This window comes from Paenibacillus taihuensis, assembly GCF_003386535.1.
GTDB classification, from domain to species: Bacteria; Bacillota; Bacilli; order Paenibacillales; family Paenibacillaceae; genus Paenibacillus_Z; species Paenibacillus_Z taihuensis.
This window is the reverse complement of sequence record NZ_QTTN01000009.1, coordinates 58644-75040: the sequence shown is the minus strand read 5'-3', so window position 1 is coordinate 75040 and position 16397 is coordinate 58644. Positions and strand designations below refer to the sequence as shown.

The window sequence follows — 16397 nt, the reverse complement described above, 5'->3', positions numbered from 1 at the left end:
ATGTATAAGTTGCTCATCGTGGATGATGAAGTGTACGCGATCAAAGCCTTATTGAAAGGGATCGATTGGAGCAGCTTGGGCTACAGCGAGGTGTTCAGCGCCTGTGATGCAGATGAGGCGATGGAGATTATTCGAGCGCAGAGCATCGATGTGCTGTTATGCGATATCGAGATGCCGGACAGTAACGGGCTGGATTTGGTCGGCTGGGTCAGAGAGCAGAATACGTCGATCGTTCCGGTATTCCTGACAGGACATGCGGACTTCGCCTACGCGCAGCAGGCCGTACGCCTCGGCAGCTTTGAATATCTATTGAAGCCGGTCAATTATGATCAGCTGAAGACGGTTATGGTAAAGGTTCAGGAGCGGGTGGAAGAGGTGCGGAAGGTCGAGCAGTTCGACGAGCGGTTTCATACCTATGAGAAGCTGTGGGAGAAGCAGCGCCCCCTGCTGACCGAGCGCTTCTGGCAGGATGTACTCGCACAGCGGCTTATTCCGACCGCGCATAATTTGCAGCAGCAGCTCCCGGCTTATAATATCACGTTCGATCCGGATACATGGATTTTGCCGATCCTGCTTAGTGTGGAGATGTGGAGCAAGGAATTCAATCTGCGCGATGAAGAGATTATGGAGTACGCGCTGCGCAACGCAGCTGCCGAGCTATTGCTGAACGTCCGTGCAGGCGATGTCATTCAGGATCGGAACGGCTTGCTGTTCGTTCTCCTCTATTTGACAGACGATGCCGAGGCCGGGCAAGAAGAATTGCAAGCGAACTGTGAAGCTTATATCGATGCCTGCTCGCGTCTATTCTATTGCAGCTTATCCTGCTACATTGGCAAGCCTGTTTATATTGGCGAGCTGCCCGGCAGCTATCATGCGCTGCTGGAGCTGGAGGCGCGCAATATTGTTCATACGAAGGCGGTTCAGTTCCAGGAAGAGAAGCTGGCCGCTCCGTCGGCTAATCCGGCGAAGGCGCCTGTACACATGGACAGCGCGGATTGGGTCGTCCTGTTCGAGCTCGGGAAGAAGGAGGAGCTGCTTAAGCGGCTGGACGCCGTCCTGGCTGAGCTGCATGAGGATCAGGTCATCGCTGTAGAGACGATCAACGCGCTCTACCATTCGATCGTACATATGCTTTATCAGATCTCCCACAAACGCGGGCGATCGGCAGCAGAGATGCTGGGGACAGGAAAGTGGCTTGGAGATGCGTCCGCAACCCGTTCTATCGCCAATTTCAAGCAGTGGGCTGAGCGCGTTATTTCCGCCGGCATCGCCTATATGCAGGAGAAGCGGATGGACAACTCGGCGATCATCGAGAAAATCAAGCAGTATGTCGGGTCGAATATCAAGGACGTCATGCGCGAAGGGATCGCTTCCCATGTCCATCTGAATTCGGCGTATCTGTCCAGGCTGTTCAAGAAGGAGACCGGACAGACGTTAATGGACTATATTATTGGCGCCAAAATGAATCATGCGAAGATTATGCTCGTGGAATCCGATATGAAGATCAGCGAAATCTGCGAAGCGATGGGCTACGACAATTTCTCGCATTTCAGCAAAGTGTTCAAGAAGCAAGTTGGCGTCCATCCGCAAGAATATCGCAAGCGATATCATATGCTGGATAAATAAGCACGGATTACAAGCCTTTCGGTGAGCGAAGCCATTACAGCTCATCGGAAGGCTTATTTGTTTCTTTATAGCTGTCACAATAACCGTATTGATGTCATTCCATTTCGTAGAAAGCGCATTTCAGCCAATTTATAATAAAGCTAACAGAAGAGATCAACGAGAAAGCAGGTGTGCTTAATGGGAGATAAACCCATTACAAATCGAAATCGAACGTCGCTGATGAGAAAAATCTATCAAAACCGCTATTTATTGTTGATGCTATCACCTGGAGTTATTTATTTAATCATAAATAACTATATTCCGATGCTTGGATCAGTCGTCGCCTTCAAGAGCATCAATTATGCGCTGGGCTACTGGAAGAGTCCTTGGGTTGGATTCGATAACTTCAAGTTCCTGTTTAACTCGAGCGACGCATGGGTCATTACGCGCAATACGATTCTCTACAATCTCGTATTTATCGTGCTGACGCTGGTCAGCGCAGTGACCTTCGCGATACTGCTCAACGAGCTGAGGAACCGGTTCTTCTCCAATCTCTATCAAAGCGTCATGTTCCTGCCTTACTTTCTGTCAGCGGTCGTCGTCGGGTATCTGGGCTATTCCATGCTCAGCCAAGAGTTCGGCTTCATCAATACGATCATCCTAGCGCCGCTTGGGATCGACCCGATCTCTTGGTACAGCGAGCCGAAGTACTGGCCGTTCATCCTGCCGATCGTGTATATCTGGAAAAATGTCGGCTACTCCATCGTCATCTATCTCGCCGCAATCATCAGCATCGACAAGGAGTACTATGAAGCGGCCATAACAGATGGCGCGACGAAGTGGCAGTTGATTCGGAACATCACGCTGCCTTCGATCAGACCGATGATGATTATTCTGACCTTGCTTGCAATCGGCCATATCCTGAACGCGGATTTCGGCTTGTTCTATCAGCTGCCGCTCGATGCAGGCGCCTTATACTCGACCACCAACGTTATTGATACTTACGTATACCGGGCTTTGCTTCGGTTAGGCGACACAGGGATGTCCTCGGCAGCAGGCCTGTATCAATCGGTTGTCGGATTCGTCCTCGTCGTCAGCGTGAATTTCGTCGTTCGCAGAATAGATAAAGAGAACGCACTCTTTTGAAGAACAGGAGGGAAAGCAGCTTGGAAACAACAACTTCGGCGAGCTACCCGCTGCAGGACCGGTCGTCTACCGCACGAAGGAAGCAGAAAGACGTGCTGGCTGTCTCGCCACAGACCAATTTTATTCTCAACGGATTATTCATCATCTACGGTTGTCTTTGTCTCCTGCCGATCTTGCTCGTAATCAGCGTCTCGTTCTCGGACGAGAAATCGATCGCGCTGCATGGCTATAAGTTAATTCCGTTGAAATTCAGCTTGTCCGCATACAAGTATTTGTGGTTCGATATTCACAGCATCCTAACGGCCTATGGCATCTCGATCCTCACGACGGTTGCGGGCACGGCTGCCGGATTAATCATGACTGCGCTGTTCGCTTATCCCTTATCGAGGAAAGACTTTCATTTTCGCGGCATCTTCTCGTTCTTCATCTTCTTCACCATGATCTTCAGCGGCGGCCTTGTGCCGTGGTACTTGATGTACGCGAACGTGCTGCAGATGAAGGATACGCTTCTCGCCTTGATTGTTCCGGGGCTGTTAATGAACGCCTTCTACGTCATTATTATGCGAACGTTCTTCCAAACGACGATTCATCCCTCTATCATAGAATCCGCAACGATGGAAGGGGCGAGCGAGGGGCGAATACTGGTTCAGATTATCGCGCCGTTATCGCTTCCGGTCTTCGCCACGATCGGCCTGTTCTACTCGCTTGGCTACTGGAACGGCTGGTATAACAGCTTGATCTTTATTAACAACGACGAAATTATCAACCTCCAGTACATGATGTACAAAGTATTGATGAACCTGCAATTTCTGCTGGCTAACGCTCAGGCGGGCTCAGGCCCTAGCTCTACGGAGATAGCCAATTTACCGAACGAATCGGTTCGCATGGCCATGTGCATAGTCGGCACGGGACCGATGGTGTTCGCCTATCCGTTCTTCCAGAAATACTTCGTCAAAGGATTAACGGTAGGTGCCGTAAAGGGCTAAATCTAGCAGAGCTAGTTAGCATAGATAAATATAATCAGGAGGGTTAGCATGAAGAAAATGAAGAAAGCCGTTCCACTCCTTGTCGCATCTCTCGTATCCGCATCGGTCGTATTATCGGGCTGCGGCGATTCGAAAGAGCAAAATGCAAGCAACCAGAAGCCAGCCAATGATACGCAGCAAAACGCGGCCGCAACGACGAATAATAATGCCGCTGCCAATTCAACGACGGAGAACACGAAGCCGGAGCTGGCGCCATACAAGTTGAAGATGGTCGTTCCGGCAGGCGCGGTGCCGAAGGACTTAAAGCTGGTTAACGATGAGATAAGCAAATATTTGCAGGATAAAATCAACGCGACATTCGAGCTCGACGTCATTGATTGGGGAAGCTGGCAGGATAAAGTGAACTTGAAGTTTGCTTCGAGCGAGCAGTTTGACCTGCTTCAGACGATGAACTGGGATAACTTCGGCACGAAGATCCAGCAAGGCAACATTATCGATCTGACTGACCTGATCGAAAAAGACGCGCCGGATCTGAAGAACATCATTAATCCGGCACTGCTGGAAGGCTCCAAAGTGAATGGCCGCAGCTATGGCATTCCGATCAATAAAGAGCTTGCGAGCCAGGCAGGCGTCATGCTGCGCAAGGATTTGGTAGACAAGTACAAGATCGATATTACGCAGATTAAGAAGGTCGAAGACTTAGAGCCGATCTATCAAATGATTAAGGATAAAGAGCCAGGCGTTGTTCCGCTCTACTTGAACAAAGATACAAGTGTAGATTGGATCTTCAATCCGATGAACTTTGAAGATTTGGGAGACGCAAGTCCGGGCTCGGTCGTACGCGGAGCGAATGATTTCAAAGTCGTATCCAGCATTGAGTCGCCGCAAGTGAAGTCTGAGCTCGATCTGGCTCGCAAATGGTTCCTGGCTGGCTACGTGAATAAGGATGCAGCAACGGCTGCGGATGTTTCCGGCGCGCTGAAGGCAGGTAAAGCATTTTCGTACGTACAGCAGTTGAAGCCGGGCAAAGATGCGGAAGACAGCTTGGCCAGCGGCGTGCAATGGGTACAGGTGGAGCTGACGAAGCCGATCGTTCGTACGGCGGATACGACAGGCTCGATGACATCGATCTCCAGAACGTCGAAAGATCCGGATCGCGCGATGATGTTCCTGAATCTTCTGTATACGGACAAATACTTGGTCAACCTGATTGCATTCGGCATTGAAGGCAAGCATTTCGTGAAGAAGAGCGATAACATCATTGACTTCCCGGACGGCGTCGATGCGAATTCATCCGGCTATGTGCTGAACGGCGCTTGGATGTTCGGCAACCAGTTCAACGACTATCTTTGGGCGAATGAGAATCCGAACAAATGGGATAACTTCAAGAAGTTCAACGAATCCGCGGAGAAGGCGAGCGTACTTGGGTTCGTGTTCAATCCAGAGCCGGTGAAGAATGAAATCGCCGCATTCAACAATGCGAAGAAGGAATTTGAGCCAGCCCTGTTCAGCGGAACAGTAGATCCGAATGACTTCCTGCCGAAATATATCAATAAGCTGAAGTCGATTGGCGTGGATAAAATCATCGCCGAGAAGCAGAAGCAGCTCGACGAGTGGGTCAAAGCGAACAATAAATAATTCCAATAAGGCTGACGCTCTGCTGAGCGTTGGCCTTATTCATACCAAGGAGGGTTTTCGATGCGTAATGAGGAGCAGGTGCTTAGCCATGAGCAGATTGAACAATTCAAGGAGCTTGGCTGGGTGAAGGTGGAGCAAGCGTTCTCCCGGGAACTGGCGCTCGCTTGCCAGCAGTTTCTATGGAGCAAGCTCGAGGAGAGAGGGATTGCGCAAACGGATCGGTCTACTTGGATGACTCCGATGATATACATCCAAGAGGCTTACCGGAGTCCCGAATTCGACCAGTGCAATACGCTGCGGATGGCCAGTGCGATCGAAGATTTGATCGGCAAGGACCGCTGGACGGATAAGGGCATATACGGCATCGATGAGATTCGCTCGACGTGGGGCTGGTGGCCGGTCAACTTCGCCCTTGGCGCCGAGAAGGATTGGACGGTCCCGACTGAAGGCTGGCATTGGGACGGCATTCATTTTCGGCACTATGTAGACAGTCCTGATCAGGGGCTGCTCTGTCTCTGCCTCTTCTCCGATATTGCTCCGCGGGGCGGCGGCACGCTTGTCCTTGAAGGCTCGCATAAGCTGGTCGCACGGTTCTTGGCGGAGCATCCCGAAGGGCTTGAATCTCAAGCCGCTATTGACGCGCTGAATATCCGGCATCCTTACTTAAGCGAGTTGACGGGACAACAGCCGGGAAGCGGGGAAGCATCGGCGGCCGATCGCGTTCAGCGGTTTATGGATACGTGGCACACCGATGCGGATGGCATACGCTTGCGCGTGGTTGAAACGACCGGCTCGCCTGGCGACGTCATCCTCTGCCATCCCTTCCTGTACCATACCGCATCGCAGAACCATAACCGCGTACCTCGTTTCATGTGCAATCGAACAACGCCGCTGAAGGAACGAATGAACTTGAATCGGGGGGATGAGCGAGGATATTCACCGCTGGAACTGAGCGTACGTCAGGCATTGAAGGGGATTGTTCATGACGGGTAGACGTGACGGCAAGGCAAAGAGACGCGGACGCGAAAGAGCGACCTTATGTATCTCGCTTACCTGGAGCGGTGGCTGGATGAAATTACACCCATGCTTGCGGGCGCGCAGATAACTGAGTGCGGGCATACGATTCTATGGCAGGTCGAGAACGAGTTCGGCTATGGGAACAAGCCGTACATAATGCGCTTGCTCGATAGGGCAAGACGGCTTGGCATCGATGTGCCGATCGTGCCGAACAGTGGACATTATTATGCCGAATAAAGGCCGCTGGGAGCGGTCAATTATTATCCGACTCCCTCCAATAATCGATAGCCGAGAGACTGGGAAGATCGAAACCGATCATTTCCAGTCTTTTTTGTCTAACTTGTGAAGGATTTTCGGTCTATTTCGCGAATACGTTGTTCTTGGTTTATTGTTTATTTATAGAGAAGGGGTTATCTTACATGCATCAAGCTTCCTATTCCGATCCAGCTATTATTGAATCCGCGTTTCGCGCCCGTATGGGAAGCAAGCGCAACGTCAATTTATACAATGAGCTTCTCGCTGCTGCAGACAGAGGGAGAAAGACGACTATAATTGAAGATCCACTCGGCAAAGTCACGTATAAGAAGCTGCTTATTTCCATTCAAGTTGTAAGCGCTCTTCTGTCGGAGCGTCTGGAAGGGCAGCATAAGATCGGCGTGCTGATGCCGAACGTCATCGGCAATGTCGTCACTTTATTTTCCCTGTTCAAAATCGGCGTTACGCCTTGCATGCTTAATTTCTCCATGGGTGCCGAGTCGATTGCAGACTGCTGTGCGACAGCGAATGTGAAGAAGGTCATCACCTCCCGCGCTTTCATCGAGAAAGGCGGCCTGGACGGGATCGTGAAGCATCTGTCCTCATCGATTGAGTTTATTTATTTAGAGGACCTTCAGCAGAAGATCACCATTATGCACAAGTTGAACGGGCTGCTTCAGTATGCGCTGAAGAAGAGGGCTGTGCACCAAACGAATGAGATCATTCTGTTTACGTCAGGTACGGAGAGCAAGCCGAAGGGCGTCGTGTTAACGCATGATAATCTGTATGCGAACGTGAATCAGATGCTCTCGATTGTTCATTTTACGACGAATGATATTATTTTTAACGCGCTTCCGATGTTCCACTGCTTTGGACTTCTGCTCGTATTGCTCGGCGCAGTTAACGATTTGCCGGTCTATCTGTACCCGAACCCGCTGCACTACAGAGAGATCCCGAGCTCGATTCGGAAGACCAAAGCAACCATTATATGCGGCACGTCCACGTTCTTCGAAGGCTATGGCGCGAACGCGAATGACGGCGACCTTGCTTCACTTCGCCTCGTTATTGCCGGCGCCGAGAAGCTGAAGGAAGAAGTCGCGAAGCTGTGGCAGGATCGATTCGGCATTCATATCTACGAAGGCTATGGCGTGACGGAAACGTCTCCCGTTATTTCGACGAATACGCCGGATGTCCGCAAGCCGGGAACGGTGGGCAGATTGGCGCCGGGCATGGAATATCGAATTAACCCGGTCGAGGGCATTGCAACGGGCGGAACGCTTGTCGTGAAAGGGCCGAACGTTATGAAGGGCTATCTCATTCATGGCAAAGGGTTCGTACCGTGTGATGGCTGGCATGACTGCGGAGACGTGGTGACGGTGGACGATGAAGGGTTTATTTCGATTCAATCGCGGCTCAAGCGATTTGCGAAGATTGCCGGTGAGATGGTCGCATTAGGTCGTGTCGAGAAGCTGGCAAGCAGCTGCTTCGAGCATGCCGGATTCTACGCGGTTGCAATCCCTGACAGCAAGAAGGGCGAGCGCATCGTTCTGTTCTCGACCAAGGAAGATGCGGACCTCAGCCAGTTGAGGAAATATATGAAAGAGCAGCAGGTCTCCTCGCTCCATATCCCTGCTCAAGTGCACCACTTGTCCGAAGTGCCGATTCTCGGTACCGGAAAGACGAATTATGTCCAGCTGACCGAGCAGGCGAGAAGTTTGGATAAAATCTTATATTTGACGCGATAACGAACATGATTGGAGTGAAGCATACGATGCAAGAGGAACGCAATTGGGCGGGGAATTTCAAGTTTAGCGCTGCAGAGCTGTTCGAGCCCGAACATGAAGAACAGCTGCAGGAGTGGGTTGCTGGCCGGGAACAAGTGAGGGGGCTTGGTACGCGCCATTCCTTTAATCGCATTGCCGATACGCATGGCAGCTTGGTTTCGCTCAAGAAGATGAACCGCGTGCTGGAGCTGGACCGGGCTAACGGGACAGTCACCGTGGAGGGTGGAATTCGGTACGGAGAACTAGCCGGTCTCCTGCATGAGAACGGCTTCGCGCTGCACAATCTTGCATCGCTGCCGCATATTACGATTGCCGGCGCTTGTGCGACGGGGACGCATGGTTCCGGGGACCGCAACGGTAACCTTGCGACAGTCGTTCGTTCCATGGAGATTGTTACGGCGAACGGGGAAAAGGTCCAATTCGTGCGGGGAGAGCAGCCCGAGGCGGACGGAGCAATCGTCGGACTCGGGGCGCTTGGCGTCGTGTCGAAGCTGACGCTCGACATTATGCCAAGCTTCGACATTCGCCAGCACTTGTATGAAAATTTGTCGCTCGCTAGGCTGGAGCGCGGGTTCGACGATGTGTACTCGAGCGCGTACAGCGTCAGCCTGTTCACCGATTGGAGCAGCGATCGTTTCAATCAGGTATGGTTGAAGAAGCTGGCAGGCGCGGAGGAGGATGCGGCTGGCGCCGAGGACGAGTTCTACGGGGCGACCAAGGCTGCCGTGAAGCTGCATCCGGTGCCGGGCATTTCGGCCGAGCCATGCAGCGAGCAGCTTGGCGAGCGTGGACCTTGGCACGAGCGGCTGCCTCATTTCCGCATGGAGTTTACGCCGAGTGCGGGCGAAGAGCTGCAAAGCGAGTATTTTGTCCCGCGTGAGCATGCTTATGCTGCGTTAGAAGCGATACACAAGCTGCGGGAGCATATCGCGCCGCTGCTTTATATCTCCGAAGTGCGCACGATGGCTGCCGATCAGCTGTGGATGAGCCCTAGCTACGGACGAGACTCCGTCGGCATTCATTTTACATGGAAGCCGCTCGGTGAAGCCGTTGAACGCGTGCTGCCGCTTATCGAAGCCGCGCTCGAGCCTTACGAGGCGCGTCCGCATTGGGGCAAGCTGTTCACAATGGCGCCGGAGCGGGTGAAGTCGCTGTATGAGAAGCGGCTAGCGTTCATAAGCCTGGCTGTCAAATGCGATCCGCAAGGGAAGTTCCGCAACGCCTTCCTGGAGCGTTACGTGTGGTGAAAGAAGAGGACATGTAAGGCCGTAACTGGCTTTACATGTCCTTCATATTTTGTATACGCTTACAATTTAGCGGATAAATCAGAAGCCTACGTCGCAATGTGCAGGACTTGACTGTCGAGATACAGATCGATTTTGTTCAAGAGCTGGCTTAATTGCTTGTGACTGAAGACAAGGTTCGGGGCGACGGCATTGTACGAATCGTCGTGCTGGTAAATTTGAAAGCCTCTGTAATTCTCATAAATCATTCTCATGCGTAACTCTCTCCTTTAATCATCTAGTTTGGCGAAGTGGTATGTATAACCGTAACATGAATTTCCAACCAGGTGTAGAGGTGTAAAAGAGTGGAAAATGTCTAGTTTTGGTGAGGCATATTTCGCGGATTTCTCAGCTATCGCAGCTAGCCTTGTCCATGTTCGTCGACAAATATGAAAGTTTACCCTACATCGCTTTATGGTCGCTCCCGAATGGCGGTGCTAAGCTGGAAGGAAGCAAACAGCTAGATGCCTGAGGAGGAGAAGCGTTGAACATCCGAATATTCAAGTCATTATGGGGGATGGAGCAGTACAGCACGAGAGAAAGTATCGCGAAAATAGCAGCGGCCGGTTATACCGGCGTGGAAGGCGGAGTTCCGCCGAAAGAGGAGCAAGCGGAGTTTCTGGAGCTGCTGCAGGAGCATAATCTCTCCTATATAGCGCTGACCGGATCTTCGGGTCTCGATCACGAGGCGACCTTCGCTGCTAACGTAGAAGCGGCAGCGGCGCTGAAGCCAGAGCTCATTATTTCGCACAGCGCAAGGGACTGCATGAGCGATGCGGAGCAGCTGCGCTTCTTCGAGAAAGCGATTGATGTGGAACGGCAATTCGGGATCCCGATCGGGCATGAGACGCACCGCCACCGCGCGATGTTTACGCCTTGGACGACGGCACGACTGCTTCGGGAGCTGCCTGAGCTGAAGATTACAGCGGACTTCAGCCACTGGTGCTGTGTCTGCGAGACGTTGCTCGAAGATCAGCAAGAGAACTTGGAGCTGGCATTCAAGCGAACGATACATATTCATGCTCGCGTGGGCTATGCGGAAGGACCGCAAGTGCCGCATCCGGGGGCGCCGGAATACAGCCGGGAGCTTGCCGCGCATGAAGCCTGGTGGGCGGCGATTCTGAAGGAACGAAGCGAGCAAGGCTTCACATCGACGACGATTACACCGGAGTTCGGCCCTCCGGGGTACATGCATACGCTGCCGTTTACGAATCAGCCCGTCGCGGATTTGTGGGATGTATGCGGCTGGATGGCAGAGCGGCTGCGTAAGAGATTTGCTGCTGGCTAAGCAGAGTCGTAACGGAACGGGATTTAAGCGAAAAGCAGCTGTCACTTTTGAAGTGGCAGCTGCTTTTCATTACATGCGAGCTATGAGTGCGATGCGATGTACTCCGTTAGTCCGTAATATTGCGCGTGTAGTACTCGATAATATCGCGACGGCGGATGATGCCTAGGAATATACGGTCGTCGTCGACAACTGGAACGAAGTTCTGGTCTGCTGCGAGCGTGAGCATATCCTCCATCAAAGCGTTCACGGCGACGCATTCATTGTAAATGCGCTTCTTGACGTCGGTGATGTTTACCTCGTGCATGTTATCGAAATTGAGCTCAGGATTGCGCTTGAGCTTCCATAGCAAATCTCCTTCGGACAATGTCCCGACATATTTGCCTTCTTCATCGATGAGCGGGATGGCCGTGTAATGGCAAGCCTCCAGCTTCTCGACGGCTGTTCTCATGTTCGCGGCTGTTGTGAGGAATGACACCTCTTCTTTCGGCAATAAGAACGATCTGATTTCCACTTTTGAGCACTCCTTTGCGCTGTAGTATCGAATTGCTTTTCTATATTGGGAAGCATCGTTTGCGATGGGTTACATAGTTACTTAAACAATTTAAGTAGCTTTTGAACCGCCAACATTCGACATGGGCTGTAATTGGATGAATGCCCATATTATGTTTCAGAACCCCGCAATCACTCAACTAAACTGCCGGAACTGCTGCGGCGACATGCCCATGGCGCTGCGGAACGCGTGGCTGAAATGGCTCGTCGACGAGTAGCAGAGCGTGTGGGCGATTTCTTCGACGCTGATCGTCCGGTTCTGCAGCAGCTTCTTGGCTTCGCGAATACGGATACGCTGCAGGTAGACCGAAGGCGAGATGCCGTAGACGAGCTTGAAGCATTCGTGCAAATACGTCCGATGTACGCTCAACTGCTCGGCAAGCGTCGTAATGTTGAGCGGCGTCTGCAGATGGTATTCCATCCAGTAAGCCGCCTCGCGCGCGAGCTTCATCTGCGACGGCTTCACGCCGGAAGCGGGCAGCTCGCGGTGCTGCGTCGCGATCAGCTCCGAGGCGAGGTTGCCGATGAAGTCGAGCAGGCTCGAATGAATTTGCAGCTGCGTTACGGATGCCGCCATCTCCTCCATGATCGCAAGGTTCTCCCGCGTCATCATCTGCTGAAGATGCCCGCCGAAGCGGGTTAGAAACAACGTGACCCAAACAGACACGCTGCCGTGCGTTTCGCTGCGGAACACCGGATCGGTCATCAGCTGAAAAATCATATTGATTGCGTTAATCTCCACCTCGAAGTGAAAATCGAAGTAACTGCAGCCGGCGCTCGACTCCGTGCGATGGACCATTTCAGATTGAATGATGATGGCGTCGCCCGGATACAGCCTGTACATTCGGCCGTTCACCCACTGCTCGATTTCACCGGAGATGCAGAACAGAAACTCGAAGAACGAATGACGATGATCGTGATATACCCAGCCACACTCTCTCTTGGCGTATTCCATGCCAGGAATTCGAATGGCGTTGTATAAATTGTTCGACGTAAACAGATGCTTCATTGTTGCACTTCCTCGCAGATAGCAATATTTCCTACATAACTATCACGATTATATGGTTATCTCTCATTATAGACTACAATTATGCAACTAAACTACTCCACACCATTACGAATGGTTCGTGGAGACAGCTGGTGTGAAGAAACGGGTAGAACGTGAGTTAAGGAATAATTACTCAATCCGGAAGAAAAAATAAACCTTCATAGGCAGAGGCACGAAGCGATTGTATCTGATCTGGACGCCGTATGGCGATATTCCTTACGAGCAGGGCCCTTTTTCTCGACAATCTGAAGAAACCCGCGTTTTTAATAAACGCGGGTTTCTCTCCTATACGATGGGCGTCATCCGGTATGGCGACTGTTTATGGAATAGAAACGTTGGAAGCTTCCTCGAATTGAATGACAAGCATATCCCAGTAATGCAGGTCAGGCAGCGCGATGACGGCAATCATGCCCCGATCGCTTGTCTCCAAGCGGTATTCGAGCGCGAGCGGGCGCCCCTGATCCCGGTCGGGAGTGACAAGGAATATCGCCCGCACGCTGGAATCGCACAGCACGCGCACCTCTCTGCCCTGCACGTCAGCAGGCGTTTCCTTCGCTTCGTTCCAGAGATCATTCGTTACGCCAGCCAGATTGATGAAATGAATGAGCTTGACGTCCGTCTTCTCCCGGACGATCGTCCATACTTTGCCCGGCTCTCCGTACGTGCTGAATGCAAAGCCTCTGAATACATATTCCATATTGTCGTAATCCGCATGCGTCATCGATACGTCCCGCAATGCCACGTCATGCGTCAAATGGCCGTAACGGACAATGAAGTCGGCATAGTCTCTGACCGTTCTGCGGAAGCTGTCGCGCAGCTGGGAATGATCGACGTAGTAGCCTTGCGTCAAGATGCCGCCGTCCTCGCCATGAAGCAGATGGTATGCGCCGTGCGCGGTTACGGTTGCGGTCAGCAGGCGCAGGCCGTTCTCCGCCCCTTGCACGCCGAGCGTTTCGCTGGCGAGGCGAAACGGCTGAAGATAGGCGGCCAGGATGACGTTCTTGCCGCCGCTCAGCGTCTGGGCCATCGCGATGATTTCACGCAAATGCTGATATCGCTCGTACGGTTTCCATACCTCGATATAGATGGCGTCCTGATCCGCCTTGGCTACCGAGTTTACCGGCCAGTTGCCGACATTGTTGAAGATCAGGCAAGCCTCGCTGTTAAGAGGGGACAGCTTCTCGCGGGTGTGATCGATGAACACCGGAAATTGCTCCTCCAGCTTGATCAGCCGCTGTTCGCCGCCAAGCCGGGACCAGGCCGTCTTCGGAAATCCGTACGTATCCAGATGAATGCCATCGAAACCAAACGCCACCGATTTCGCGTATTCCCCGATGATGTGCGCATGCCAGGGACTTTCCGGTTCGATGTTCATGATGCGGAAGATGCCGATGAAGTCATACGGCTCTCCTGCGCTCGTATAGAGCCCCCAATCCGGATTTCTCTCCGCGAATGCTTTGCTCGCCGCATAGACGGCTCCATAGGCGATGGATTTCATGCCATACTTGCGCCCGAGCGTGAGCTTGTTACGGATCGCGGACAGGCTTACTTGTCTGCCCATCAAATCGGTGTATGTTTCGGTTTGAGCTACCAAGTCGTCGTGCCTGTACATCCAATCGTAATATTGGGTGAGATTCAGATGGAGCTTGGTCAGCCATTTGGCTTTTCGCTCATCTTCCTCTTCGCGTCCTGCTTCATATTCGCTCAGGAAGCCATAGCGGGTCGCCTTCCGCCAATCGGAGACCACGTCAAAGGCGGTGCTGAGCGAATCGATGATCGCATCACCGCAGATGAGTTCAAGGTCGCACCCGAAGCCTGTAAATTCGCACTCGTAGGGGCCGGCTTCCGCCTCCAGTTCGATGCGCTGCGGGGAGGAGGCGTCGATCATGAGCGGGAAGATCCGCGTTTCCCGGAGAGTTTGCAGTTCGTACACGTTCACGCGCAGCGCGAATGTACCCGATGCAGCTATTCCGTCTGTTTCCAGCTCCACAGCGAGCCTGATTCGCTCGCCGCTGCGGAATTGAGCCTTTAACGGATAGGCGTCCGTGAAATGAAGGGGATAGAGGGACAACGCATTCATCCTTTCAGCGCTCCGGCCATGATGCCTTTAATGAAATATTTCTGAAAGACGAGAAACACGGCGACGGCGGGCAGCAGGCCGATCAATGCGGTTGCGGCCATCTTGTTCCACTCGGCGCCATAGGTCTGGAAGAACATCGACACGGCGAGAGGAACCGTGCGCATCTCTTGCTTTTGCAGGAAGAAGACCGCCTGCCCGTAATTATTCCAAATGCCAAGGCCCGTCAAGATGACGACGGCCGAAGTTACCGGTCTTACGAAGTGAAAGGTTATTCGCCAGAACGCGGTGAAATACGTGCAGCCGTCGATAATGGCCGATTCCTCGACCTCCTTGGGGAGCGTACGGATGAAGCTCGAATACAAGAATACGGATAAGGGCATCGCATTGGCGGCCATGAGCAGAATCATCGCCCAATGCGTATTGATGCCGTGAATGGATTTCATCAGCGAATACAGCGGAACGGTTATGATGATCGCCGGAATGGTCAAGCACAGGAGCAGCGTGTTGAAGATAAGCGCGTTCGCCTTATGCCGGAAGCGGGCGATGGAATAGCCGGCGCTGCTTGAGACAAGCACGATCAGCGCAACCGCCCCGCTCGTAATCACCAGCGAATTGAAGATCGACTTGTCGATCTTCGAGCCCTTCCAGGCCTCTGCGAAGTTGGCGAAATGGAATTCCGGCACGAGGAAGAGGCCGCGGAACGAATGGCTGGACGGAGCGTTCAGAGCCAAGTAAAGCAGCACGTAAAACGGAATGAGCGCGATAAGGACGATGAAGGCGACGATGGCGTATTTGAACGCCGTGGATACGGTTTTCACAGGATGCTCCCCCTTACAGCTCGTATTCGCGTTTTCTCGTCAGTTTAAGAAAGACGAAGACCGGGATGATGATGATGATGAACATAATCAGTGCTACCGCCGTGGAGTAGCCGGTGGAATTGCCGTAAAGCATGCGAAGGATGTAAATGCTGAGCGATTCGGTCGCGTAGCCGGGCCCGCCGTCCGTCAGCGAGACGATAATGTCGAAGACGGACAAGGAGCCGATAATATTCGTGACGACGTTGATCTTGATCGCCGGATAGAGCAGCGGCAGCGTAATATGCCATAACGAGGAGCGGTCGCCCGCTCCATCGATTCGGGCTGCTTCGTACAATTCGGCAGGGATGGATTGCAGGCCGGCCAAGAATATGATCATCGTCATGCCGACGTATTGCCATACGTTTACCAGAATCAGCACGACAAGAGCGGAGGAGCTCACCCCGAGCCAGTTTACGTCCCAGCTTTCCAGTCCCACTTGTTGGAGCACATGCGAAATGTAGCCGCGCTCGGGCTGGAGGATAAAGTACCAGATATAGCCCATGATGAGCGGGCTGATGACGGCCGGCAAATAGACGATCGTCCGCACGATTCCTTTGCCGGCCATCTTCCGGTCGAGCAGCAGGGCGTAGAGCAACCCGAACATATTCAGCAGCGGAGCGCTACCCAGCGCGAACAAAATCGTATTCCGCACATCGGTCCTGGCGCGATCATCATGAAAGAAATCGATGAAGTTTCTGATGCCGATGAAATGCGGTGCCGTAATCCCGTTCGAATCCGTCAAGCTGATCCCGATTCCTCTGGTCAGCGGATAGATGAAGAAGACGCCGAACAGCAGGATGGCGGGAACCGCCATGTACAGATGCAGATTCGCGCTTAGCTTTCTGAAGGTTTGCATGGTTT

The 16397-nt window shown here is 52.6% G+C and carries 14 protein-coding genes and 1 pseudogene; 9 read left to right on the top strand and 6 right to left on the bottom strand.

The window, feature by feature from the left end; translation table 11 throughout:
* The 8 genes and pseudogenes from A8990_RS09900 (at nt 1) to A8990_RS09865 (ending at nt 9678) form a co-directional block, all read left to right on the top strand.
* Complete coding sequence (locus A8990_RS09900) at nt 1–1626, top strand: response regulator transcription factor (RefSeq protein ID WP_116188865.1); 1626 nt, start codon at nt 1–3, stop codon at nt 1624–1626.
* 177 nt (nt 1627–1803) lie between these two features.
* A complete protein-coding gene (locus A8990_RS09895; protein WP_245995931.1) occupies nt 1804–2751 on the top strand; it encodes an ABC transporter permease in 948 nt (315 codons plus the stop codon).
* A 20-nt stretch (nt 2752–2771) separates the two neighbouring features.
* Nucleotides 2772–3737, top strand: coding sequence for a carbohydrate ABC transporter permease (locus tag A8990_RS09890; RefSeq protein WP_245995930.1), 966 nt, complete (start codon nt 2772–2774; stop codon nt 3735–3737).
* Between the two features lie 48 nt (nt 3738–3785).
* Nucleotides 3786–5375, top strand: a complete 1590-nt coding sequence (locus A8990_RS09885; RefSeq protein ID WP_116188864.1) for an ABC transporter substrate-binding protein — start codon at nt 3786–3788, stop codon at nt 5373–5375.
* A 60-nt stretch (nt 5376–5435) separates the two neighbouring features.
* Complete coding sequence (locus A8990_RS09880) at nt 5436–6368, top strand: phytanoyl-CoA dioxygenase family protein (RefSeq protein WP_116188863.1); 933 nt, start codon at nt 5436–5438, stop codon at nt 6366–6368.
* A gap of 27 nt (nt 6369–6395) precedes the next feature.
* A pseudogene (locus tag A8990_RS09875) lies at nt 6396–6629 on the top strand (beta-galactosidase); the annotation flags it as partial.
* Between the two features lie 182 nt (nt 6630–6811).
* Nucleotides 6812–8392, top strand: a complete 1581-nt coding sequence (locus A8990_RS09870; RefSeq protein WP_116188861.1) for an AMP-binding protein — start codon at nt 6812–6814, stop codon at nt 8390–8392.
* Nucleotides 8393–8418: 26 nt separating this feature from the next.
* Nucleotides 8419–9678 (top strand): FAD-binding protein, encoded by a 1260-nt coding sequence (locus tag A8990_RS09865; RefSeq protein WP_116188860.1) that lies wholly within the window; start codon nt 8419–8421, stop codon nt 9676–9678.
* Nucleotides 9679–9764: 86 nt separating this feature from the next.
* Here A8990_RS09865 and A8990_RS31490 read toward each other — a convergent pair whose 3' ends face one another.
* Entirely contained in the window at nt 9765–9929 is a 165-nt protein-coding gene (locus A8990_RS31490) for a hypothetical protein (protein ID WP_181909494.1), read from the bottom strand.
* A gap of 269 nt (nt 9930–10198) precedes the next feature.
* On the opposite strand from A8990_RS31490, the gene A8990_RS09860 reads away from it, so the two are divergent.
* Nucleotides 10199–11002, top strand: a complete 804-nt coding sequence (locus A8990_RS09860; RefSeq protein ID WP_116188859.1) for a sugar phosphate isomerase/epimerase family protein — start codon at nt 10199–10201, stop codon at nt 11000–11002.
* A gap of 106 nt (nt 11003–11108) precedes the next feature.
* On the opposite strand, the gene A8990_RS09855 is transcribed toward A8990_RS09860, so the two are convergent.
* From A8990_RS09855 to A8990_RS09835, 5 genes are all read right to left on the bottom strand, one after another.
* On the bottom strand, nt 11109–11513 hold the full coding sequence (locus A8990_RS09855) for a CBS domain-containing protein (RefSeq protein ID WP_116188858.1): 405 nt from the start codon (nt 11511–11513) through the stop codon (nt 11109–11111).
* A gap of 174 nt (nt 11514–11687) precedes the next feature.
* Nucleotides 11688–12560: a helix-turn-helix transcriptional regulator gene (locus A8990_RS09850; RefSeq protein WP_116188857.1), complete on the bottom strand. Its 873-nt coding sequence runs from the start codon at nt 12558–12560 to the stop codon at nt 11688–11690.
* Nucleotides 12561–12918: 358 nt separating this feature from the next.
* Nucleotides 12919–14679 (bottom strand): glycoside hydrolase family 66 protein, encoded by a 1761-nt coding sequence (locus A8990_RS09845; protein ID WP_116188856.1) that lies wholly within the window; start codon nt 14677–14679, stop codon nt 12919–12921.
* Nucleotides 14676–15497 (bottom strand): carbohydrate ABC transporter permease, encoded by an 822-nt coding sequence (locus A8990_RS09840; protein ID WP_116188855.1) that lies wholly within the window; start codon nt 15495–15497, stop codon nt 14676–14678. The genes A8990_RS09845 and A8990_RS09840 overlap by 4 nt, the downstream gene beginning before the upstream one ends.
* Nucleotides 15498–15510: 13 nt before the next feature.
* Nucleotides 15511–16392 (bottom strand): carbohydrate ABC transporter permease, encoded by an 882-nt coding sequence (locus A8990_RS09835; RefSeq protein WP_116188854.1) that lies wholly within the window; start codon nt 16390–16392, stop codon nt 15511–15513.
* Nucleotides 16393–16397 lie beyond the last annotated feature (5 nt).